An 18,539-nucleotide genomic window follows, 5' to 3' on the forward strand; every position below is an offset into this window, starting at 1 on the left:
TTGCAGTTGCAACTAAATTAGTTGTCACTGCAACTAATGTCAACCAACAGCCGCTTACTGTAAGTGAATGGCTGTTTCGATGGCTTTACACTGGCTCCGAGGAGGCTGAACTTTGGCGAACGATAGTGGACCTATTCTCACTCTTGAACGTTACCTGCCGTACCGTCTGTCTATCCTGTCGAACAAGGTCAGTAGCGTCATTGCGCAGATCTATAAAAACAAATTTGCGTTATCAGTCACCGAGTGGCGCATCATGGCAGTACTTGGGGAATATCCGGGCATTTCTGCTGATGAAATCTCTGTCAAAACGCAGTTGGAGAAATCCATCTTAAGCCGAGCTATCAATCGATTATTGAAGCGGGAATTTATTAGCCGCGAGTTTGCCGAACACGACAAACGCCGTTCCATGATCACGCTTTCTGAAACCGGTCAGTCGGTGTATCAGGAAATCGTTCCCTTATCTTATGAATACGAAAAAGCGCTACTAAATTGTTTTACCAGGGAAGAGCAGGAAACTCTTGTTACTCTGCTCGATCGGCTATACGAACATGCCGAACAGATTGCATCGAGTGACAACGAGCAATGATTTGCTAGACTGAGTGTCACACTCATCGCAAAGATAAATTCAATGAACATCAAAACCTTAGTGAAATGCGCAGCAGTTGTTGGGCTGGTGTTAGGGAGCGCTGTGGCCTCGGCTGAACGAGTCGCTCTGGTTGGCGGCCGGCTGATTGATGGCTTCGGCCATCAGCCATTGGCCAATTCAGTGATCCTGATAAAAGACGGTATTATCGAAAAAGTCGCTACGGTAGATACGCTTAAGGTCCCGGATGAATATCAAGTGGTCTCCACGGAGGGCATGGATTTGCTGCCGGGGCTATGGGAGAACCATGCTCATTTGATGTTAAATGGTCACGCTGACTATGCGCACTGGGATGTGGCTTACATTGACCGTCTGGAAGACGAAATTATGCCTGCCAGTGCGCTGCAATTACTGCTGGCTGGTGTGACAACAGCCCGAGATTTAGGCGCGCCTTTAGAGGCATCGGTGAATGTTAAACAACGCATTGAGCGCGGCGAGATCCACGGTGCACGGATATTTATTACCGGACCTTTTTTACAACATGAGCCTTATCCGGGTACCGAAGCGTTTCGCTGGGGTGTCAATAACGCTCGCGAAGCACGTCAAAAAGTGAATGAGCTGGCTGATGCCGGTGTCGATCTGATTAAACTGGTGGATCAGGACAAGATCCCGCTGGAGGCCGCCAAAGCGATTGTTGAGCAGGCCCACAAACGTGGCCTGAAAGTCATCGCCCATTCACACAGGCCGGATGAAATTCGAGTAGGGCTTGAAATCGGCGTCGACAATTTTGAACACACCGGTCTTACTACGGCCCCCGAGTATCCTCAGGACGTGATGCAGGCATTAAAAGAACGCACCGCAACAGGACGCGTGGCGGGCGGGCCACTTTACTGGACGCCAACAGTAGAAGGGCTATGGAATTACGAAAACACCGTAGCTAACCCTGAAAATCTGGACAGTACCTGTTGGCATCGCGGTCTTAAAGACGACACCATTGCCGATATCAGGGCATCATTGAAAGCGCCGGGCAAACTGGAATATATGCAATTGACCCCACTGCGCAAACCCACATTAAAGCGAAAAATCATGCAGCTTAAAGAATCCGGCGTGGTGATGCTAATTGGCACCGATAGCGGCATTCCTACCAAGTTTCATTGCCAGAGTACCTGGAATGAAATGGCTATCTGGGTTGAAGAGTTTGAATTTAGCGCGATGGATACAATTCGCGCAGCGACCTACTGGCCTGCAGTGATGATGGGGGTTAATGATAAACTTGGCACTGTCAGCGAGGGTAAACTGGCTGACATTATTGGTGTCAAAGGGGACGTGCTACGCTATATCAACCTTCTACAGCATGTCGACATGGTCATGAAAGAGGGTACCTTATACAAATATGATGGGCGCCCGACAGCAATTATAGACTAGTTTAATATGGTCTTAGAGTGCGCTAGAAGCGAGAACGGAGTGCAATCTAACTATCAAAATATACGTCAAGAGACCACACAGAATTGCCAAAATAAAGGCCATGAGCGACATGGCCTTTGGTCTGCCAGTCGTCCAGAAGCGGAGCCAATCCCTTTGCTCCCTGACTTGCACCACCTTCAATAAATATTTCCGCCACGCAGCGATGTTCGCGACAAGTCAAAAGATTTACATTGTAATTGACGTTATTAATATATTGTGTGGCCGCTGCTCTAAACTGCTCTTCACGATGAATGTCCCATCGACCTGATTCATCATCGTTGTTTAAGTGCGCCAAATTGTGCTGCACGATTTCTTCACTGCTGGAAAAACGGGTAAAGATATCTTTATCGATAAGGTCAAAAGTCAACGAGCCATCCTGATTTTTAGTTGCCGTCACTGAATATTCATGCCAGTCAAAATAGGCTTTGTGATCGCCGGCCGCAAATTTGTTATTCGCTAGCCTAGTAAGCTCAGAGTAAAACTTACTTTCTTTTGAGAATCGAAATGACACTGGTTTATCACCCAACTCTACTGGCGCTGATGAGAAACGGGTGTCTGTGTCAGTCTTCGCATTTTGTCGTGCTAACTGCGACTTCTCTGTCTTGCTATAGGTTTCTAAAGGTGGTTTTTCTAAAGTCTCTGCCTCAGTTTTGAAAGCTTCTTGTGGCTCTGAGACAGAATTGCTATTTGGTTTATTCAGGTTGGCATTCGCAAGTACATTTTTCTCATTGAAAACGAATGCGCTTAAACCGAGTAAGAGCAATACCGCGACAATGTAGAATCTTGAAAGATGCATGGATTGTTAGATGTCGGCAGGTCTTGTAATTGCGCTGTCATCCAGAACAACAATTTTACTTACATCCAGCAAATCGCCGTACTGGGTGGTGGTCATCACATCATCTAATACACGTCCCGTCACACGTACGCGCAGACCCTGAACCTGATACTCTCTATCAAGTTTGCGCAGCGTGTATTTGCTGCCATTGTCCGCATCCAGTGCATAAAAGCCGCCCTCAAATGACTTAAACTGAATAGTTCCGGTAATGATCTTCATGCCGACCTGCTCCTTACCTTCTGCGTCACTCGATGATTTGGTAATCGGATCCAGCTGCTCTTTTTGAACGCTTTCTGAATCGGGTTCCGATGCTCTCTGACAAGCCATAAGTATTACGCTAAACAATAAAACGTAGAAGTAACGCATCGTGATGCTCCAATGACATACCTGACTATTATGCCAGCATGGTAGCTGAACTTTGCCTGAATCGAAAAGCGCTGTGGAGATAATTTTGAGGAATTTAACGTCCCGTGTGAAATGAGGACGCTTTAATGTTCAAAACTGCAGTTGGCAGGGCCACAGTAGGCCCTGCAAAATAGGGGATTGAGCTAGTCTCTAAATTTCATTTCCTGAAGCAATGAAGTGCTCATAACGGTGCGGTACTCAGCCCGATTACCGCTTTCTTCTTGCATTTTTTCCATACTCTTTTTGACCCATTCCATATACGTTTTCCTGCGTTCTTCATTTTCGGCAACTGAGGCCATATTTTCAAACACACGAATGAGGTAGAGGTCTGGCTCGTCTGCTCGAGCATGGACATTGTTGATAATAGAATAACTGACGAGCCACCCTTGCTTCACTGCAAAATCTGAGTTTTTTCTCCACTCTGAAGCAAGCCATTTGGCATATTTCAGACCAGCGCCATCGGCTAACTTGATACCGGTCACTTCCCAATAGTTACCACCGATAAAAGGGGGCTCATGATTATCTGCGTGTACAACTTGAATAGCGATTAGACTAAAAACACAAAACAACGCTCCTCGTAAAAAATGCTTATTCATTTTGAATAATCTCCTTAATTCAGGCAGGCATCATTGTCGCCTGAATAATGAAAGTAGTTGTTGGCCCTAGATATGTCTAATTTTTATACTGCAAAGACTGGAATGGTAACTATCATATCCGAGAGATATGACGATAAATAGAAGCTCGTTGCGAGTGCTTGACTGGTGCTGTACGGGCGTCGAAACCCATCATGCTAGTTTATTTTTTTAAATTCAGTGAGGAAAGACTCTCTCAAACCGGGCTCTATGTATTGTAGATGCCATGCAAGGTATTCATCGCTTTTAGTCATGGTGGTCAGTGCCTTATTGAGTTCGCTGATAAACTGCTGGTTTTCCGGCGTATCTTTACAAGCTACATGGCCTGTCAGTAATGCTGGCAGTCCTTCGACGTCCAGTGGTACCGGCCTGTTCTGAGGTGCGATCGATTTTTGTACGTTGTGATATTCCATCACGGTTGGATATTCGATCAGGACGTCAAACCGGTTTGCCAAGAGCATTGCATGCAGTTGTGAAGTGCTTTCACTGCCGTCTTTTTGATACATTCTTGCCGGGTCAACCTGTGACAGCAGCGCATCAATCTGATCGCCGTAAGAGCGGTCCTTTTCTAAGCCAATCACTAATTGCGGGTGTTGTTGCAGTAGTGCCTGCAATGATACCTGGTGTTTTGGATGTTCGACATTAGACTGGGATGATACGAAAACCCGTAATCCCAGAAAGTAAGTGACGGGCTCAGAGAATAGCAGAGATTGTCGTCGTCTCTCGGTGGGCAGCAAGCTTCTTACACAATCGCCATCACCGCGCTCAATGTTACTTAAGGCACGTTCCAGAGACGCTTGTTCTTCACTGATACTGAAGCGTTCCGCCAGGCTCGTTCTAAGTGCACCAAACACCAGTTGTTCTGTCGGTACGCCGCCAGCAGGATTGAAGTAGGTCTTTATATGTACCTTGTCTGCGAATGCCACTCTGCTTTGCATGAGTGCAATGAAGCATAAGATGATGAATAAAAAGGAATTAATGCGCATTTTAAGGAAGGTACTCTTGAAAAACGCGCGTAGTGTACTGTCTTTACATCAAGACTTCTACAACGTCTAAGTGTTCACTGAATGAGCGTCATAATAAATGTTGACCATTATAACGCCCAGTGAAGGTCTAATTTATCAATCGTCACTGTCGTCCAGTGCGGATGCTAATGAACGAAACTCTCTTACGCGATGTTCAACGCCGGATACGTTATCTCGCGACGCGGTCGCTATTTGGCTGATATGGCGGGTCGCCTCTTTCGCTTCCTGGATGGCTTGGTTGATCTCAAGTAAAGCTTGTTGATTCTCCGTACCTGCCGCTGCGATTTGAGCCATTTCATCGGTCATTTTTGAAAATTCCTGACGAATACTCAGCATTTCAGCGCGAGCCTGTTCGCTCTGCTCACTACACGTTTTGGCAACCTCAACCTGTCTGAGCAAATCCTCCTGTAGCGTATTGATAGTGTGCGTCATCGAGCCTATGGTTTCTTCGATTTCATCTACGGCTTCCTGTGTACTTTGTGAAAGACTGCGCACTTCGTCAGCAACTACAGAGAAACCTCTGCCAGATTCACCAGCTCGAGCCGCTTCAATAGCAGCGTTGAGTGCGAGCAGATTTGTTTGCTCTGCTATTTTATCAATGCGGCTACTGAACTCTGTAGCAGACTCGCTTTTTTCAACTAACACTTCGGCATAGTTTGCGGCGCTCAATACATGCTTGGCGAGAGCGTCGATTTGCTCAGCTGACTGGTCGACTATATCAGCCGATGCGTTCACCTTGTCTCGAGCAGCGCTGCACATGCTAGCGGTCGTCTCTGCGCTGCTATTTACCTCTTCTACGGCAACCGTCATCTGAGACGTAGCAACAGAAATCTGCTCAGCAGCAGCTGCACTCTGTTCAGCTGCGGAGACCAGTCCCTCTGCATCTTGCTTGGTTTGGGACAACGCCATGCCAATGTCATCGGTACCGCTTTCTAACCTGCTCATTGCTGCATAAAGCGCGCCTTCCTTCAACGCGAGTTCATAGTCGATCAATGATGTTGCAGGTGTCTGCGCAAAAACACGCCGCTGGATAGGAAAATGCTGAGCAGAGAAATTTTCAGAATACCGGTTATTTTTTGCAATGTTTGGATAAAGAAAGTAACCAATGGCGGCAAAGCCTATCATCAATGCGATTGAAACGAGTGATGACTGCCCGAAAATCGCGATGGCCAGTAATACTGCGGCAAAAGCGCATAGCCCCGTTACCTGCCAGTTGTATGACGTAGTAGTAGCGTTACTGTATACAGCACTCGCTCGTTCTATTAGCTCTGGCTCAGCGACACTCAGCAGCCATTGTGCGCCGACTACCTTTTGTTTGCGATAGATAGGCCGGACAAACGTCTTTTTCCATTCTTGTCGTCCGTTAGTAGTAAAGGGGAGGATGCCTAACCACGGAGTTTCAGTCGACAGACTCAATGTAATTTCTTGTAACACTGATGCTGGGCATGAGCTGAGTGCGCTATGCGTGAGAGCCTTTCCTTCTGTTTGGTTTGCAGTTATGCCGAAAAATTGCTGAGCACTTTGCAAAACATTCCAAAATGACAGGTCTGGTCTTGTAGAAAAAACGATGTCTTCATCCTTTACGGAGTGACGTAGCTGAGTTGATGAAGGTTCGGCGTGATTTGTTTGCGGGGGCGCGTCGAAAGTGAGTGCTACTGACATGATATGTCCTCTGTGGTCGTCAGAGTTTGTACCACCGCAGAGCACTTTCAGTTCACTTTAATCTCGCAGTTGGCCCACCAAACTTCTGTTTTTGATAAGGCCAACTAATTTATTTATTTATTTGCTTTTGTTAGTACTCAAACATCGCTGAGATTGACTCTTCATTGCTGATGCGGCGAATGGTTTCTGCCAGCATGTTAGACAATGTCAGCTGTTTGACTTTATCAATTGCACGGATCTCATCGCGCAGTGGGATGCTGTCGGTCACGATGATTTCGTCGATCACAGAGTCGCGCAGGTTGTTCGGCGCGTTACCCGAGAAAATCGCGTGTGTGGCGTAGGCATATACGTTGCGTGCGCCATGCTGTTTGAGTGCATCAGCGGCTTTTGCCAGCGTACCGCCTGTGTCGATCATGTCATCGACGATAATACAGTCGCGGTCCTGTACATCACCGATAATATTCATGACCTGCGCGACGTTTGCTTTGGGACGACGCTTATCGATAATTGCCAGGTCGGTATCGTTCAGTAACTTGGCCATGGCTCGTGCACGCACTACACCGCCAATGTCAGGCGATACCACTACAGGTTGATGGAAATCACGGGTCTTCATGTCTTCCAGCAAGATGGGCGTACCAAATGCGTTATCCACCGGCACATCAAAGAAGCCCTGAATCTGTTCAGCGTGCAAATCAATAGTAAGTACGCGGTCGACGCCGACGTTAGATAAAAAGTCGGCTACCACTTTAGCAGTGATAGGGACGCGGGCTGAGCGCACTCGTCTGTCCTGTCTGGCATAGCCGAAGTAGGGCATCACTGCCGTGATCCGACCCGCAGAGGCCCGTCTCAGGGCGTCAATCATAACAATCAGCTCCATCAGATTGTCATTTGTTGGGGCGCAGGTTGACTGAATGATAAAGACATCTGAACCACGCACATTTTCATGGATTTCGACGCTGATTTCACCGTCGCTGAAACGACCAACGCTGGCATTTCCAAGTTTAGTGTAGAGTCGTTCGGCTACTTTTTGAGCGAGTTCTGGTACGGCGTTACCGGCGAAGAGCTTCATGTCAGGCACAAGTGGTTCCTCAGTGCGTCATTTGAGAGTTGGCTGGGGTAGCTGGACTCGAACCAACGAATGGCGGGATCAAAACCCGCTGCCTTACCAACTTGGCTATACCCCAATAATTCGGTCTATCAATCTTGTCTCTATCGCCTCTTGAGCTGCGATAGGAACGTGAGCAAAGGTGAATCATTTACGCCTCTGGCAACGAACCCGGACCACTCATCAGGCAGCTTTTGCAACACGTCCTGTGCCTGTTCTGCGTGTTCAAAAATGGCGAAACAACAGGCTCCCGTGCCCGTCATCCGAGATGGCGCGTATTCTATCAACCAGCGTAATAATTTTGCAACTTTAGGCTGCTGTTGCATGACAATTTTCTGACAATCATTGTGGGTAGTATCGAAACTATACTGTTGCCAAGAAATAAGGGCCGTATTTCGAGGGAGATCGGCGGCGGCAAACACCTCAGCGGTGGAAACCTGTATCCCGGGATGGGCCACAAGAAACCACTTTTCAGGTTGTTCACACGGCAACAGCTTTTCACCCACGCCTTCAGCGAATGCAGTTTTTCCCTCAACAAACACCGGTACATCAGCGCCGAGCTGGATACCGATCTTCGCCAGTTGCGATACTGACAAGTTCAGCTGCCACAGATGATTGAGCGCCACAAGCGTCGTCGCAGCGTTGGATGAACCACCTCCCAGACCGCCGCCCATCGGCAAAACTTTTTTCACTTCGATATGCGCGCCCAGTTGACAGTCGGTAGCGCGTTTCAAGGCATTGGCCGCACGTACTATCAGGTTGTCATCGTCGGCCACGTCAGGCAGAGAATGGTGGAGTGTTACCTTGCCGCTTGTGTTGATGTCAAACTGAATCTCATCGCCATAGTCGAGCATCTGAAACAGAGTTTGCAGATTATGGTATCCGCGATCATTGCGTCCGGTGATGTGTAGGAATAAATTTAATTTCGCGGGGCTGGGCCACCACATTACACGCGCCTCCAACTATCTATACGGATCCTGATACGGTTAGTGGTGTCATCCAAGTTGGTGAGGCTGATGCGATGAGGTAGCCACAACCCTTCGTATTCTTCATATCGGTCATAGTCAAGCTTCCAGCGTGCACAGCGCTGACACGTGGGTGTCAGCGTACGAATCAGTCCCTTTTCGTCAAATTCAGCGCTGTCGCCGGGCATTGCCATGCCTTTTAGCCAATAAGGTAATCGGCTGACCGGGATATTCCAGCCTGTCATTCGCCAGATCAAAAAACTGGCATTGGTGTCTGTGTGGGTCTGCTCGTCCAGCGTCAGTTGCACCTGACCGTCAACCTGTTCCAGTGATACCAGTTCGCTGCCGAGTAGCGAAAATAATTTGAACTGATACGTACCAGGTTGGTGCTGCCATGACATCGACGCCGAAAACTTTTCTTCTGCGCTATTGAAAGCAAAGCGTCCGCGAACTTGCCATGCGTCAAACTGCTGCAGCGCTCGTTGATGCTGTTGTTGATCTAAATCGTCAGGAAGCTGATGAGTGGTCGTACATGCGACTGACATTAGTAGCAAAACAGTAAGTACAGCAAAATGAAAAAGACGTGACATGAAGACTCAGTATGGAATGCTGATAGCAAAGTGATTCGTTTTTACAGGTTGTCGCAATGTGAACACAGAAAGCCTTTCGCTTTCAATAGTTTTACCTTTTTCGTACAATGCCGCTCCTTTTAGCCTGCTGTAGATGTAATGACTCTGATTGCGTTTGGGATCAACCACAACACTGCCTCGGTCGAAATGCGTGAGAAAGTCGCATTCGGTGACGAGCAGCTGGTTGACGCATTGCTGTCACTCCAGAAGCAGGCAAAGGTGGACGAGGCCATGATCCTGTCCACTTGCAATCGCACAGAGATATACGCCAGCGCAGAGGCTCTCTCATCACAAGATTTAGCTAACTGGCTGTCTGAATTCCACCGCCTTGATGTCAATGCAGTACAAACGAACAGTTACACCTTCTGCGAAGATGAAGCTATACGGCACGTGATGCGTGTCGCCAGTGGGCTGGATTCAATGGTGCTTGGCGAACCGCAGATCCTTGGGCAAATTAAGCAGGCGTACGCGAGCGCAAGAAATGCCGGTACGGTCAGTAGCGATTTAGAACGTTTGCTTCAACACACCTTTTCTGTCGCCAAGCGGGTACGCACAGAGACTGAAATTGGCAGTAACGCGGTATCGGTTGCTTTTGCCGCTGTGCAGTTGGCCAAACACATTTTTTCATCCCTGAAGAAGACCTCTGTATTATTGATAGGGGCAGGTGAGACGATAGAGTTGGTTGCCCGACACTTGAGTGAACAAGGCGTACAGCGTGTGATGGTCGCAAACCGTACATTAGAACGTGCTGCTGACATTGCTGCTCAGTTTGGTGGGGAAGGGCTGACACTACAGCAGATCCCGGCTCACCTGCCAGATGCGGATATTGTTATCAGCTCGACCGCCAGCCAGTTGCCAATTATCGGCAAGGGGATGGTTGAAAAAGCGCTAAAGTCCAGGCGTCACAAACCCATGTTCCTGGTTGATTTGGCTGTGCCCAGGGACATCGAAAGTCAGGTTGCCGAGCTAGAAGATGCGTTTCTGTACAGCGTTGATGACTTACAGCAAATCGTTGAGAAAAATATGGCATCAAGGGAGTCTGCTGCGAAAGAGGCGGAGAAAATTGTCAATGAACAAGCACAGGGTTTTTTGCAGTGGGCTCGCCAGCAGCAACATCTTGATGTACTAAGAGAATTCAGAAGTAACGCTGAGCAACAACGGGATAAATTGAAGCTTCGTGCAATGAATCAGCTGGCAGAAGGCAGGTCGGCTGAAGACGTCATTGATGAGTTATCTAACAAGTTAACGAATACGCTGATACACCCACCAACGCAGGCCATCAAGCAAGCCATGGATAAGCGCGACACGTCGCTGCTTCAATGGCTGCAGGAAGCGCTTGGCCTTAGCAGAGACTAGACTAATTAAATGCCATACCAGCACGATTGGAACCGATAAGAATGAAAGCATCTGTTATTACAAAACTCGAGTCATTAATTGAGCGCTTTGAAGAGGTCCAGGCCTTGCTCAGTGATGCTGAGGTGATTGCTGACCAAAATAAATTCCGAGGACTGTCACGGGAGTATGCGCAGCTTGAGGATGTGGTGAAGTGTTTTAGACTTTATCAGCAGGCTCAGGAAAATCTTGCTTCCGCGCAGGAAATGCTGAGTGAAGATGACGCAGAAATGCGCGAAATGGCTCAGGAGGAGATCAGTCAGGCTAAGTCTGATATCGAGACGTTGGAAACCGAGCTACAAATACTCCTGCTGCCAAAAGACCCCAATGATGATAGCAACTGCTTTTTGGAAATCAGGGCAGGTGCTGGTGGTGACGAGGCGGCAATATTCGCAGGCGATCTGTTTCGTATGTACAGCCGTTACGCCGAATCGCAGGGTTGGCGCGTCGAAATTGTCAGTGCCAGTGAAGGTGAGCACGGTGGTTACAAAGAAATCATCGCCAACATCATTGGCGACGGTGCTTACGGTGTCATGAAGTTTGAATCTGGCGGGCATCGTGTTCAGCGTGTCCCTGAGACTGAATCGCAGGGTCGTATTCATACCTCAGCCTGCACCGTTGCCGTACTGCCTGAAATTGCTGAGTCTGAAGCCATAGAAATCAATCCGGCAGAACTGCGTATTGATACTTTCCGCGCGTCTGGCGCAGGTGGACAGCACGTCAACAAAACTGACTCTGCAATCCGCATCACTCACTTGCCTACCGGGGTAGTCGTTGAGTGTCAGGATGAACGTTCGCAGCACAAAAACAGAGCCAAGGCGATGTCAGTGTTGCAAGCAAGGCTTAATCAGATTGAAGAAGACAAGCGAGCCGCCGAAGAAGCCTCCACACGACGTAATCTGGTAGGCAGTGGTGACCGGTCTGAGCGAATTCGCACTTATAATTTCCCCCAGGGCAGGGTCACCGACCATCGTATTAACCTGACGTTATACAAGTTGGATGATGTGGTTGAAGGAGAGTTAAACGCGATTCTGGAACCGATTCGTCAGGAACATCAGGCCGACTTGCTGGCATCGTTGTCGGAAGAAAACTGATTGAACGACACGTCTAGACGCATTGATACGTTGCTGAACTGGGCACAGCAGCAGCTAGGCGACTTGGATTCCCCGGCTGACAGTCGCTATTTATTAAGTCACGTGATTAATCGACCGCTTGCCTATCTGATGACATGGAACGATAAGCTGGTAGATGACGAGCAAGCAAAACTCTTCAAAGCGCTGATCGAAAAGCGCAGGACAGGCTGGCCAGTTGCCTACCTTACTGGTCATCGTGAATTCTGGAGCCTCGAGCTGGACGTCAATCCAAGTACCCTGATCCCCCGTCCGGATACAGAGATTTTGGTCGAAGCGGCGCTATCGCTACCATTAGCTGATCATGCTCACATACTTGACTTGGGCACCGGCAGCGGCGCTATCGCGCTGGCCCTGGCATCGGAAAAGCCAACCTGGCAGGTTGACGCAGTTGATGTCAGTGCAGAGGCTGTGGCGCTGGCGATGGGGAACGCCAACAAGCATCATATTGACAATGTAACGATTTGGCAGAGTGACTGGTTTTCTGATGTCACGAACACCTATCAGATGATTGTCTCAAACCCGCCTTATGTCGAACAAAACAGTGCCAGGCTCTCGCAAGGCGACGTGCGTTTTGAACCAGATAGCGCGCTGGTGTCAGGTGAGGACGGCCTTGACGATATAAAACATATCATCAACGCGTGCGAAAACTATTTAGTGTCCGGCGGATGGCTGGTATTGGAGCATGGATTTGAGCAGGGTGAAGCCATCAGATCGCTGTTAAACCAAAACCAATTCAGCAATGTAAAAACGGTGAAAGATCTGGCTGGTCTGGATCGGGTAACGCTAGGGCAATACGTACAACAGTCAGAATGATTGAAAGTTGCAGCAAAGCCTCGTAATGTAGCGATACCACTAACGATATCTGTAATTAACCCATACACCTGAATAGTTAGCACCGGTAATCACTGAGGACTGCGATGAACGACGATTTTTTGTTCGCCGATGACACGGATGAAGAGGTAAGCGAAGAGCTTGGAAGCTGGAAAGTACTCATCGTCGATGACGAACCTGAAGTACACGCAGTGACGAAGCTGGCGCTTAGCGATTTTGTATTTTTAGATAAACGCCTCGAATTTATCAGCGCCTACAGTGGCAAAGAAGCGCGTAAGATTTTTGATGAGCATCATGATATTGCGGTCGTCCTGCTCGATGTGGTGATGGAAACCGACGATGCAGGCTTGCAGGTGGCGAACTACATTCGTAACCAGGCCAATAACCACTTTACTCGCATTATTCTGCGTACAGGGCAGCCCGGCCAGGCACCCGAGAAGGACGTCATCCTCAACTATGACATTAACGATTACAAGTCCAAGACCGAACTGACCGCGCAAAAACTGTTTACCGTCATCATTGCCACACTGCGTTCGTATCGGGATATCGTGGTTATCGAAGAAAATCGTCGCGGTCTGGAAAAGATCATATCGGCATCTGCCAACCTATTTAGCCAACAATCCCTTGAGAGTTTTGTCGAGGGTATTGTGCAGCAACTCGCGTCGCTGTTGGGTGGAACCAAGGATGCGGCTTACATCACGTCTGCAGTCGCCGGCCCTAAACCAATAGAAAAAGCAAATCCTGTTCCCCTATTCGTGTTTGCCGGAAATGGTGAATTTCAAGATAGCGAAGGCCGCAAGCTGGACGAAATTGTTGATAGTGAGCAGTTGGCAACGTGTGAAAAAGCGCTGTCGGATAAATCGGTCGTTTATCATGAAGAACACCTCGCAGCGTACTGCAACAGCACGTCGAATAGAGGGTCACTGTTATTCTTATCTGGCTTGCCTCGAAAGCTGACGGAAGTGGATCGCAGACTGGTGGAAATTTTTGCACAAAACGTGCAGATTGCCTTGGATAATGTGCTTCTTACCCGTGATATCAAAGAAACACAGCGCGAGATTGTCGAGCGTCTCGGTCAGGCGATGGAGAAGGAAATGTTTGCCAGCCAGCACATTAAGCGAATGGTGCAAATGTGCGAAGTTATCGCCAGAGGCTGTGGCATGTCCGAACCTGACATTGAGATACTCAAACTCGCGGTACCTCTCCATGACATTGGTAAATCAAAGGTGCCGACGGCGATCCTTACCAAGCAAGGCAAACTGGATGATGACGAAGTTGATGTCGTGAGGCAGCATACCGAGTTTGGCTATGCGCTGTTAAAAAATTCTGACCGTCCGATCATCAAAGCGGCGGCCATTATGGCGCGCGATCATCACGAACACTGGGATGGTAGCGGCTATCCCAATGGTCTGAAAGGAGATGATATTAGCGTATTTAGCCGCATTACGGCATTGATTGATGTGTACGATGCGCTTCGTTCAGCGAGGTGTTATAAGGCACCCTGGGAAAAAGCCGAGGCGCTAAATGAAATTGTCAGTGCCAGCGGTACACGTTTTGATCCAAAGTTGGTGAAAGTGCTGGAACAGAAAGTTGACGAGCTGGAAGCGATTATCGAAAAATATCCCGACGTGTCATCAGACAGTGACCAAACATCACATTAACAATGAAGTCCAAGCTCAGACTCGATAGCGCGTCTGTGCGATTGATCACAATAAGAGAGACAATCCTATGTATATGATGCTCAAGCATCTCCACCTCACTGCAATTGCCATCAGTGTTGTGTTGTTTATTTTGCGTTTTATCTGGCTCATGCGTGAGTCTCCGCAGTTACAGAAAAAGTGGGTAAAAATTCTCCCGCACGTCGTCGATACCGTGCTTCTGGCCAGTGCGCTGGGGCTTTGTATGGTAATTTCACAGTACCCGTTCGTGAATGGCTGGGTGACTGAAAAAGTCATTGGTCTGGTGTGTTATATTTTGCTTGGTTTGGTGGCGTTTAAGTGGGCCAGAAATAATGCCATGCGCCTGGTGGGTTTCTTTGGTGCACTATCATGGCTGGTATTTACGGCCAAGGTCGCTATCACAAAGCAGCCTCTGCTGTTCTCATAAGGTAAGAAAGCATTCAAAACGCTATTCAAGCGCAGAATTACGTGAACGCTTAGGAAAATACATGCAAACAAAAGATGTCCTCAATTTTTCAGGTATTTCTGTAGGGAATACGCTGCCTTTCGTGTTATTCGGCGGCATGAACGTGCTGGAGTCCAGAGATCTTGCGATGCAAATCGCTGAGCATTACGTAGAGATAACCAACCGTCTTGGTATCCCTTATGTATTCAAAGCGTCATTCGATAAAGCAAACCGTTCATCCGTGCATTCATACCGAGGCCCAGGTATGGATGAGGGCCTTAAAATATTTGAAGAGATCAAGCGTACTTTCAACGTGCCGGTGATCACTGACGTGCATGAGCCTTATCAGGCTGCGCCGGTTGCCGAGGTGGTCGATGTGATTCAACTGCCCGCGTTTCTTGCTCGTCAGACCGATCTGGTGGTTGCCATGGCAAAAACCGGTGCAGTAATCAATGTGAAGAAACCGCAGTTCCTGGCACCCCATGAAATGCGCCATATCATTAAAAAGTTTGCCGAAGCCGGCAATGAAAAGATCATTCTGTGTGAACGCGGCTCATGCTTTGGTTACAACAACCTGGTTGTCGACATGCTTGGCATGGATGAAATGAAGCAATACGCTCCTGTCATCTTTGATGCGACCCATGCCTTACAAAAGCCGGGAGGACGTGCCGATTCTGCCGATGGCCGCCGTGCGCAGGCTGCTCAATTGGCGCGAAGTGGCATGGCGTTAGGTCTGGCTGGATTGTTTATTGAGGCGCATCCCGACCCCAATGCTGCCAAGTGCGATGGTCCATGTGCGTTGCCTTTGGCTAAGTTAGAGCCTTATCTGGCGCAGATGAAAGCGCTGGACGAACTGGTTAAAGGGTTTGCGCCACTGGATACCAGTGCAAACTCAGTGAATTAATGTCGTTTTGGTGATCCAAACTATACTTAGGTAACTAAATTACGATAAGAAACCTCGTACTGGAGCCTGTCAAAGCAAATGAAGCGGTTCGAGAAACAGCGTCTTGAGGCGTTGAAGAGGTTAAAGCTCCTAGACACACCAGCAGAAAAGCAGTTTGATAAGATAACTGAACTGGCGAAAGCTGTTTTTAAAACTAACATCGCGCTCTTTTCTCTTATTGACGACAATCGTCAGTGGTTTAAGTCTAAACAGGGCTTGGCGGTCTCTGAAACATCACGGTCGGTGGCGTTTTGCGATAAAGCGATTAAGCAAGACAACATTTTTGTCGTAAATGACGCGACCAAAGATGAGCAGTTTAAATCCAATCCTCTCGTGACAGGGCCGCCTTACATTCGCTTTTATGCCGGAGCCCCGGTGCGCGAACCCCGAGGTTTTGCGGTGGGTACGCTATGCGTAATCGCCAATCAACCCAGGACTTTCTGCGATTCGGATAAACGGGTGCTACGCTTGTTGGCTGACCTCATCGAACGGATCCTTGAAGATAGATCTCGTAAACAGGCTAATACATCAGAGTTTTTTGCCAGCAGTCTCGATAGAGCGATACAACGGGCGCAAACAATATTTTTGTCCAGCACAGACAGTGAACGTGCGTTTGATTATGTACTTCAAGATTTACTTGAGCTAACCAGAAGTTCTTACGGACTGATTGGAGAGGTTAAGCTTGACGACGATAAACAACGCTTCATTCAAATAAAGTCTATTACCAATTTATCCTGGAATGAGGATACTGAGGCGTTGTACCAGCGCGTCAAAAGAGAAGGCATGTATTTTTACAACCAGGATAATGTCCTCGGTATGCCACTAAAAACTGGCGAAGTAATTATTGCGAACTTCATGCACAGTGATCCTCGCAGGCAAGGGCAGCCTAACGGTCATCCACGATTAGACAATTACATGGGTATTCCCATTTTCGTCGCTGACAAGTTAGTGGCGCTAGTAGGATTAGCGAATCATCCGAGCGATTTCACCCTTGACCTTGTAGATAAAATCTCTCCACTATTGAATACGATCGGCAATTTAGTTGAGCGAACGCAACTTCTAAAAAGTAATGAGCAGCAACAGCAACAATTGCAAAGCGCAGCATACTACGATGAGCTCACTGGGTTACCAAATCGCCGCAAACTAAGAGAATTATTCGACGACGCTAAAAGAGCGGCGAGGAAAGAAGCGTATAAACTCGCTGTCTGCTTTTTAGACCTGGATGGTTTTAAAGAGATCAATGACCGATTCGGTCACCATACCGGTGACATTGTACTGCGTAATGTGGCTGACAAACTGCAAAGAGTCGTCAGGCATCAAGACATCGTATCTCGTTTGGGCGGCGATGAATTTGTTGTGGTTATCAACAATTTTGTTAATCCAGGCATATTAGACAGAATTTTGAATGTACTAAAAGAACCTGTAGTGCATTTTAACTCCGCAGTTAATGTGACTGCCAGCATGGGTGTTACTCTTTTTCCCGATAACGATGCAGATATGGACACGCTGTTGCGGCATGCAGACCAGGCAATGTATGGAGCCAAGCAAGGCGGTAAGAATCAATTTAATTTTTTCGACATACAGCTTCATTCGGAAAATACTGAAAGGTTGTCCGCGCTAACTGAAATAATTGACGCGGTAGACAAGGGGCAGTTTGAACTCTTCTATCAACCTCAGGTAGATGCACAACAGCAATGTGTCATGGGTTTTGAAGCCCTCATTCGATGGCGTCATCCGCAAAGAGGGATTTTGCCTCCTTCAGAATTTGTTCAACAACTCGAGCATACAGAACACGCCAGGACACTCAGCGTATTTGTAATTGAGACAGCCTTGAAACAGTTGCTGAAGTGGAGAGAGAATAGTTTGCCGTACTCATTGAGTATCAATATCAGTACGAGTCACTTTCTAAGTGAATCCTTCAAGCATGATATTGCTGGGGCGTTGAAAAATATTCCTGATGATGTGCGAAGGCGCCTTAAGTTGGAATTGCTCGAAACAATAACGTCCGACAACTTAGACTACATTGTCACAACATTAGATTTTTGCCGCGGGCTCGGCCTTTACATTGCCTTGGATGATTTTGGCACAGGTTACTCGTCACTAGAGTATTTTAGCCGCTTGAAGGTTGATGAAATTAAGATCGATCGCTCATTCATAGACGCTCTTAAACGTGGAAATGAAAATGCCCAGATCGTAGAAGCAATCATTTCTATGTCCACCAGTTTTGACCGACACGTCGTCGCAGAAGGCGTGGAGGACGAAGCCACCAGCAACATGTTGCTGGATATGGGCTGCAACCTCCACCAGGGATATTTCTACTGTAAACCCGCTGAACTCAACGACGCTCTAGCCTGGGCTAAAGGCTATGCGCAGCAGGAGCGCCGTGTTGAATTTGATATCTAATCAGCAAACACGACTTTAAAACGGTGCTCTGGTAATTGCTGTTTTACCTGCGCGATCAGCATATCTGTGTGGCTGTATAACAGTGATCTGGACAGCGACTGTTCTACCTGATCCTGCAAATTCAGTGTATTCAATGCTGTGCGTTGTTCAGCAAGCGTAGTCGCGATCTCCTGGTGAAGCGTTTGCTCATTCACCAGCTCCGCGCCAAAAGCATTGTTGGAGAGTGTTAAAAGCGCTACACTGAACAGCGTTGCGTTAACAAACGTTTTCATTTTTTTAACCTTAATAATGTTAATGTTTACAACTTTTTCTCAAAATTTAATTAACGCGTATCAAAAACGTTAATAATGATGTAAAACAGTGAGTTCTAGAAGTTAATAAGAATTTTAGACCGGTCTGAGAAAGGGT

Annotated in this window: 18 protein-coding genes and 1 tRNA gene; 9 read left to right on the forward strand and 10 right to left on the reverse strand. The window is 47.8% G+C overall.

The annotated features are described in order from the left end of the window. Positions 1-112: 112 nt before the first annotated feature. Together G441_RS0101010 and G441_RS0101015 are read left to right on the forward strand one after the other, a co-directional pair. On the forward strand, positions 113-586 hold the full coding sequence (locus G441_RS0101010; RefSeq protein ID WP_026374632.1) for a MarR family winged helix-turn-helix transcriptional regulator: 474 nt from the start codon (positions 113-115) through the stop codon (positions 584-586). 42 nt (positions 587-628) lie between these two features. Continuing rightward, entirely contained in the window at positions 629-2,008 is a 1,380-nt protein-coding gene (locus tag G441_RS0101015; RefSeq protein WP_034474067.1) for an amidohydrolase family protein, read from the forward strand. Between the two features lie 46 nt (positions 2,009-2,054). On the opposite strand, the gene G441_RS0101020 is transcribed toward G441_RS0101015, so the two are convergent. The 9 genes from G441_RS0101020 to lolB all read right to left on the reverse strand — a co-directional run bounded on the left by G441_RS0101020 (position 2,055) and on the right by lolB (position 9,266). Continuing rightward, complete coding sequence (locus G441_RS0101020) at positions 2,055-2,843, reverse strand: hypothetical protein (RefSeq protein ID WP_026374634.1); 789 nt, start codon at positions 2,841-2,843, stop codon at positions 2,055-2,057. 6 nt (positions 2,844-2,849) lie between these two features. Further along, positions 2,850-3,209 carry a hypothetical protein gene (locus G441_RS17575; RefSeq protein ID WP_051275237.1) on the reverse strand — a complete coding sequence of 120 codons (360 nt, stop codon included), beginning with the start codon at positions 3,207-3,209 and terminating at the stop codon, positions 2,850-2,852. A 221-nt stretch (positions 3,210-3,430) separates the two neighbouring features. Then, positions 3,431-3,883 carry a hypothetical protein gene (locus G441_RS0101030; RefSeq protein WP_026374635.1) on the reverse strand — a complete coding sequence of 151 codons (453 nt, stop codon included), beginning with the start codon at positions 3,881-3,883 and terminating at the stop codon, positions 3,431-3,433. Positions 3,884-4,077: 194 nt separating this feature from the next. After that, positions 4,078-4,905 (reverse strand): transporter substrate-binding domain-containing protein, encoded by an 828-nt coding sequence (locus G441_RS17580; RefSeq protein ID WP_051275238.1) that lies wholly within the window; start codon positions 4,903-4,905, stop codon positions 4,078-4,080. A 135-nt stretch (positions 4,906-5,040) separates the two neighbouring features. Next, entirely contained in the window at positions 5,041-6,606 is a 1,566-nt protein-coding gene (locus tag G441_RS19985; protein WP_026374636.1) for a methyl-accepting chemotaxis protein, read from the reverse strand. 130 nt (positions 6,607-6,736) lie between these two features. Next, positions 6,737-7,684, reverse strand: a complete 948-nt coding sequence (locus G441_RS0101045; protein ID WP_026374637.1) for a ribose-phosphate pyrophosphokinase — start codon at positions 7,682-7,684, stop codon at positions 6,737-6,739. Positions 7,685-7,714: 30 nt separating this feature from the next. Continuing rightward, positions 7,715-7,790 (reverse strand) — tRNA-Gln (locus G441_RS0101050). Positions 7,791-7,815: 25 nt separating this feature from the next. Next, a complete protein-coding gene (gene ispE / locus G441_RS0101055) occupies positions 7,816-8,658 on the reverse strand; it encodes a 4-(cytidine 5'-diphospho)-2-C-methyl-D-erythritol kinase (protein ID WP_205622148.1) in 843 nt (280 codons plus the stop codon). Then, positions 8,658-9,266: a lipoprotein insertase outer membrane protein LolB gene (lolB, locus tag G441_RS19095; protein ID WP_051275239.1), complete on the reverse strand. Its 609-nt coding sequence runs from the start codon at positions 9,264-9,266 to the stop codon at positions 8,658-8,660. The genes ispE and lolB overlap by 1 nt, the downstream gene beginning before the upstream one ends. A 138-nt stretch (positions 9,267-9,404) precedes the next feature. Here lolB and hemA point away from each other — a divergent pair, with 138 nt between their 5' ends. From hemA to G441_RS0101095, 7 genes are all read left to right on the forward strand, one after another. Beyond that, on the forward strand, positions 9,405-10,661 hold the full coding sequence (gene hemA, locus G441_RS0101065) for a glutamyl-tRNA reductase (RefSeq protein WP_026374639.1): 1,257 nt from the start codon (positions 9,405-9,407) through the stop codon (positions 10,659-10,661). 41 nt (positions 10,662-10,702) lie between these two features. Continuing rightward, positions 10,703-11,791, forward strand: a complete 1,089-nt coding sequence (gene prfA / locus G441_RS0101070) for a peptide chain release factor 1 (RefSeq protein ID WP_026374640.1) — start codon at positions 10,703-10,705, stop codon at positions 11,789-11,791. Continuing rightward, positions 11,792-12,643, forward strand: a complete 852-nt coding sequence (gene prmC, locus G441_RS0101075; protein WP_026374641.1) for a peptide chain release factor N(5)-glutamine methyltransferase — start codon at positions 11,792-11,794, stop codon at positions 12,641-12,643. It abuts the gene before it with no gap. Positions 12,644-12,747: 104 nt separating this feature from the next. Beyond that, the gene (locus tag G441_RS0101080) at positions 12,748-14,322 is read left to right on the forward strand and encodes a DUF3369 domain-containing protein (protein ID WP_026374642.1); all 1,575 of its coding nucleotides are present in this window, start codon (positions 12,748-12,750) and stop codon (positions 14,320-14,322) included. Positions 14,323-14,389: 67 nt separating this feature from the next. Continuing rightward, complete coding sequence (locus G441_RS0101085) at positions 14,390-14,767, forward strand: SirB2 family protein (RefSeq protein WP_026374643.1); 378 nt, start codon at positions 14,390-14,392, stop codon at positions 14,765-14,767. A 61-nt stretch (positions 14,768-14,828) separates the two neighbouring features. Next, a complete protein-coding gene (kdsA, locus tag G441_RS0101090; protein WP_026374644.1) occupies positions 14,829-15,689 on the forward strand; it encodes a 3-deoxy-8-phosphooctulonate synthase in 861 nt (286 codons plus the stop codon). 78 nt (positions 15,690-15,767) lie between these two features. Then, a complete protein-coding gene (locus tag G441_RS0101095) occupies positions 15,768-18,131 on the forward strand; it encodes a bifunctional diguanylate cyclase/phosphodiesterase (protein ID WP_034474069.1) in 2,364 nt (787 codons plus the stop codon). Here G441_RS0101095 and G441_RS0101100 read toward each other — a convergent pair. Beyond that, positions 18,128-18,403 (reverse strand): hypothetical protein, encoded by a 276-nt coding sequence (locus G441_RS0101100; protein ID WP_026374646.1) that lies wholly within the window; start codon positions 18,401-18,403, stop codon positions 18,128-18,130. The two genes, G441_RS0101095 and G441_RS0101100, sit on opposite strands and share 4 nt — an antisense overlap. Between the last annotated feature and the right edge of the window lie 136 nt (positions 18,404-18,539).

The sequence above is a fragment of the Aestuariibacter salexigens DSM 15300 genome (genome assembly GCF_000429145.1).
Classification (GTDB): domain Bacteria; phylum Pseudomonadota; class Gammaproteobacteria; order Enterobacterales; family Alteromonadaceae; genus Aestuariibacter; species Aestuariibacter salexigens.

Bases quoted from the DNA above. Each gene is read 5' to 3' on its own strand.
- G441_RS0101085 (WP_026374643.1), top strand. From the start codon at position 14,390: ATGTATATGATGCTCAAGCATCTCCACCTCACTGCAATTGCCATCAGT.
- G441_RS0101015 (WP_034474067.1), top strand. From the start codon at position 629: ATGAACATCAAAACCTTAGTGAAATGCGCAGCAGTTGTTGGGCTGGTG.
- G441_RS0101080 (WP_026374642.1), top strand. From the start codon at position 12,748: ATGAACGACGATTTTTTGTTCGCCGATGACACGGATGAAGAGGTAAGC.
- G441_RS0101095 (WP_034474069.1), top strand. From the start codon at position 15,768: ATGAAGCGGTTCGAGAAACAGCGTCTTGAGGCGTTGAAGAGGTTAAAG.
- G441_RS17580 (WP_051275238.1), bottom strand. From the start codon at position 4,905: ATGCGCATTAATTCCTTTTTATTCATCATCTTATGCTTCATTGCACTC.
- hemA (WP_026374639.1), top strand. From the start codon at position 9,405: ATGACTCTGATTGCGTTTGGGATCAACCACAACACTGCCTCGGTCGAA.
- G441_RS19985 (WP_026374636.1), bottom strand. From the start codon at position 6,606: ATGTCAGTAGCACTCACTTTCGACGCGCCCCCGCAAACAAATCACGCC.
- ispE (WP_205622148.1), bottom strand. From the start codon at position 8,658: ATGTGGTGGCCCAGCCCCGCGAAATTAAATTTATTCCTACACATCACC.
- kdsA (WP_026374644.1), top strand. From the start codon at position 14,829: ATGCAAACAAAAGATGTCCTCAATTTTTCAGGTATTTCTGTAGGGAAT.
- G441_RS0101100 (WP_026374646.1), bottom strand. From the start codon at position 18,403: ATGAAAACGTTTGTTAACGCAACGCTGTTCAGTGTAGCGCTTTTAACA.
- G441_RS0101020 (WP_026374634.1), bottom strand. From the start codon at position 2,843: ATGCATCTTTCAAGATTCTACATTGTCGCGGTATTGCTCTTACTCGGT.
- lolB (WP_051275239.1), bottom strand. From the start codon at position 9,266: ATGTCACGTCTTTTTCATTTTGCTGTACTTACTGTTTTGCTACTAATG.
- G441_RS0101030 (WP_026374635.1), bottom strand. From the start codon at position 3,883: ATGAATAAGCATTTTTTACGAGGAGCGTTGTTTTGTGTTTTTAGTCTA.
- prfA (WP_026374640.1), top strand. From the start codon at position 10,703: ATGAAAGCATCTGTTATTACAAAACTCGAGTCATTAATTGAGCGCTTT.
- G441_RS17575 (WP_051275237.1), bottom strand. From the start codon at position 3,209: ATGGCTTGTCAGAGAGCATCGGAACCCGATTCAGAAAGCGTTCAAAAA.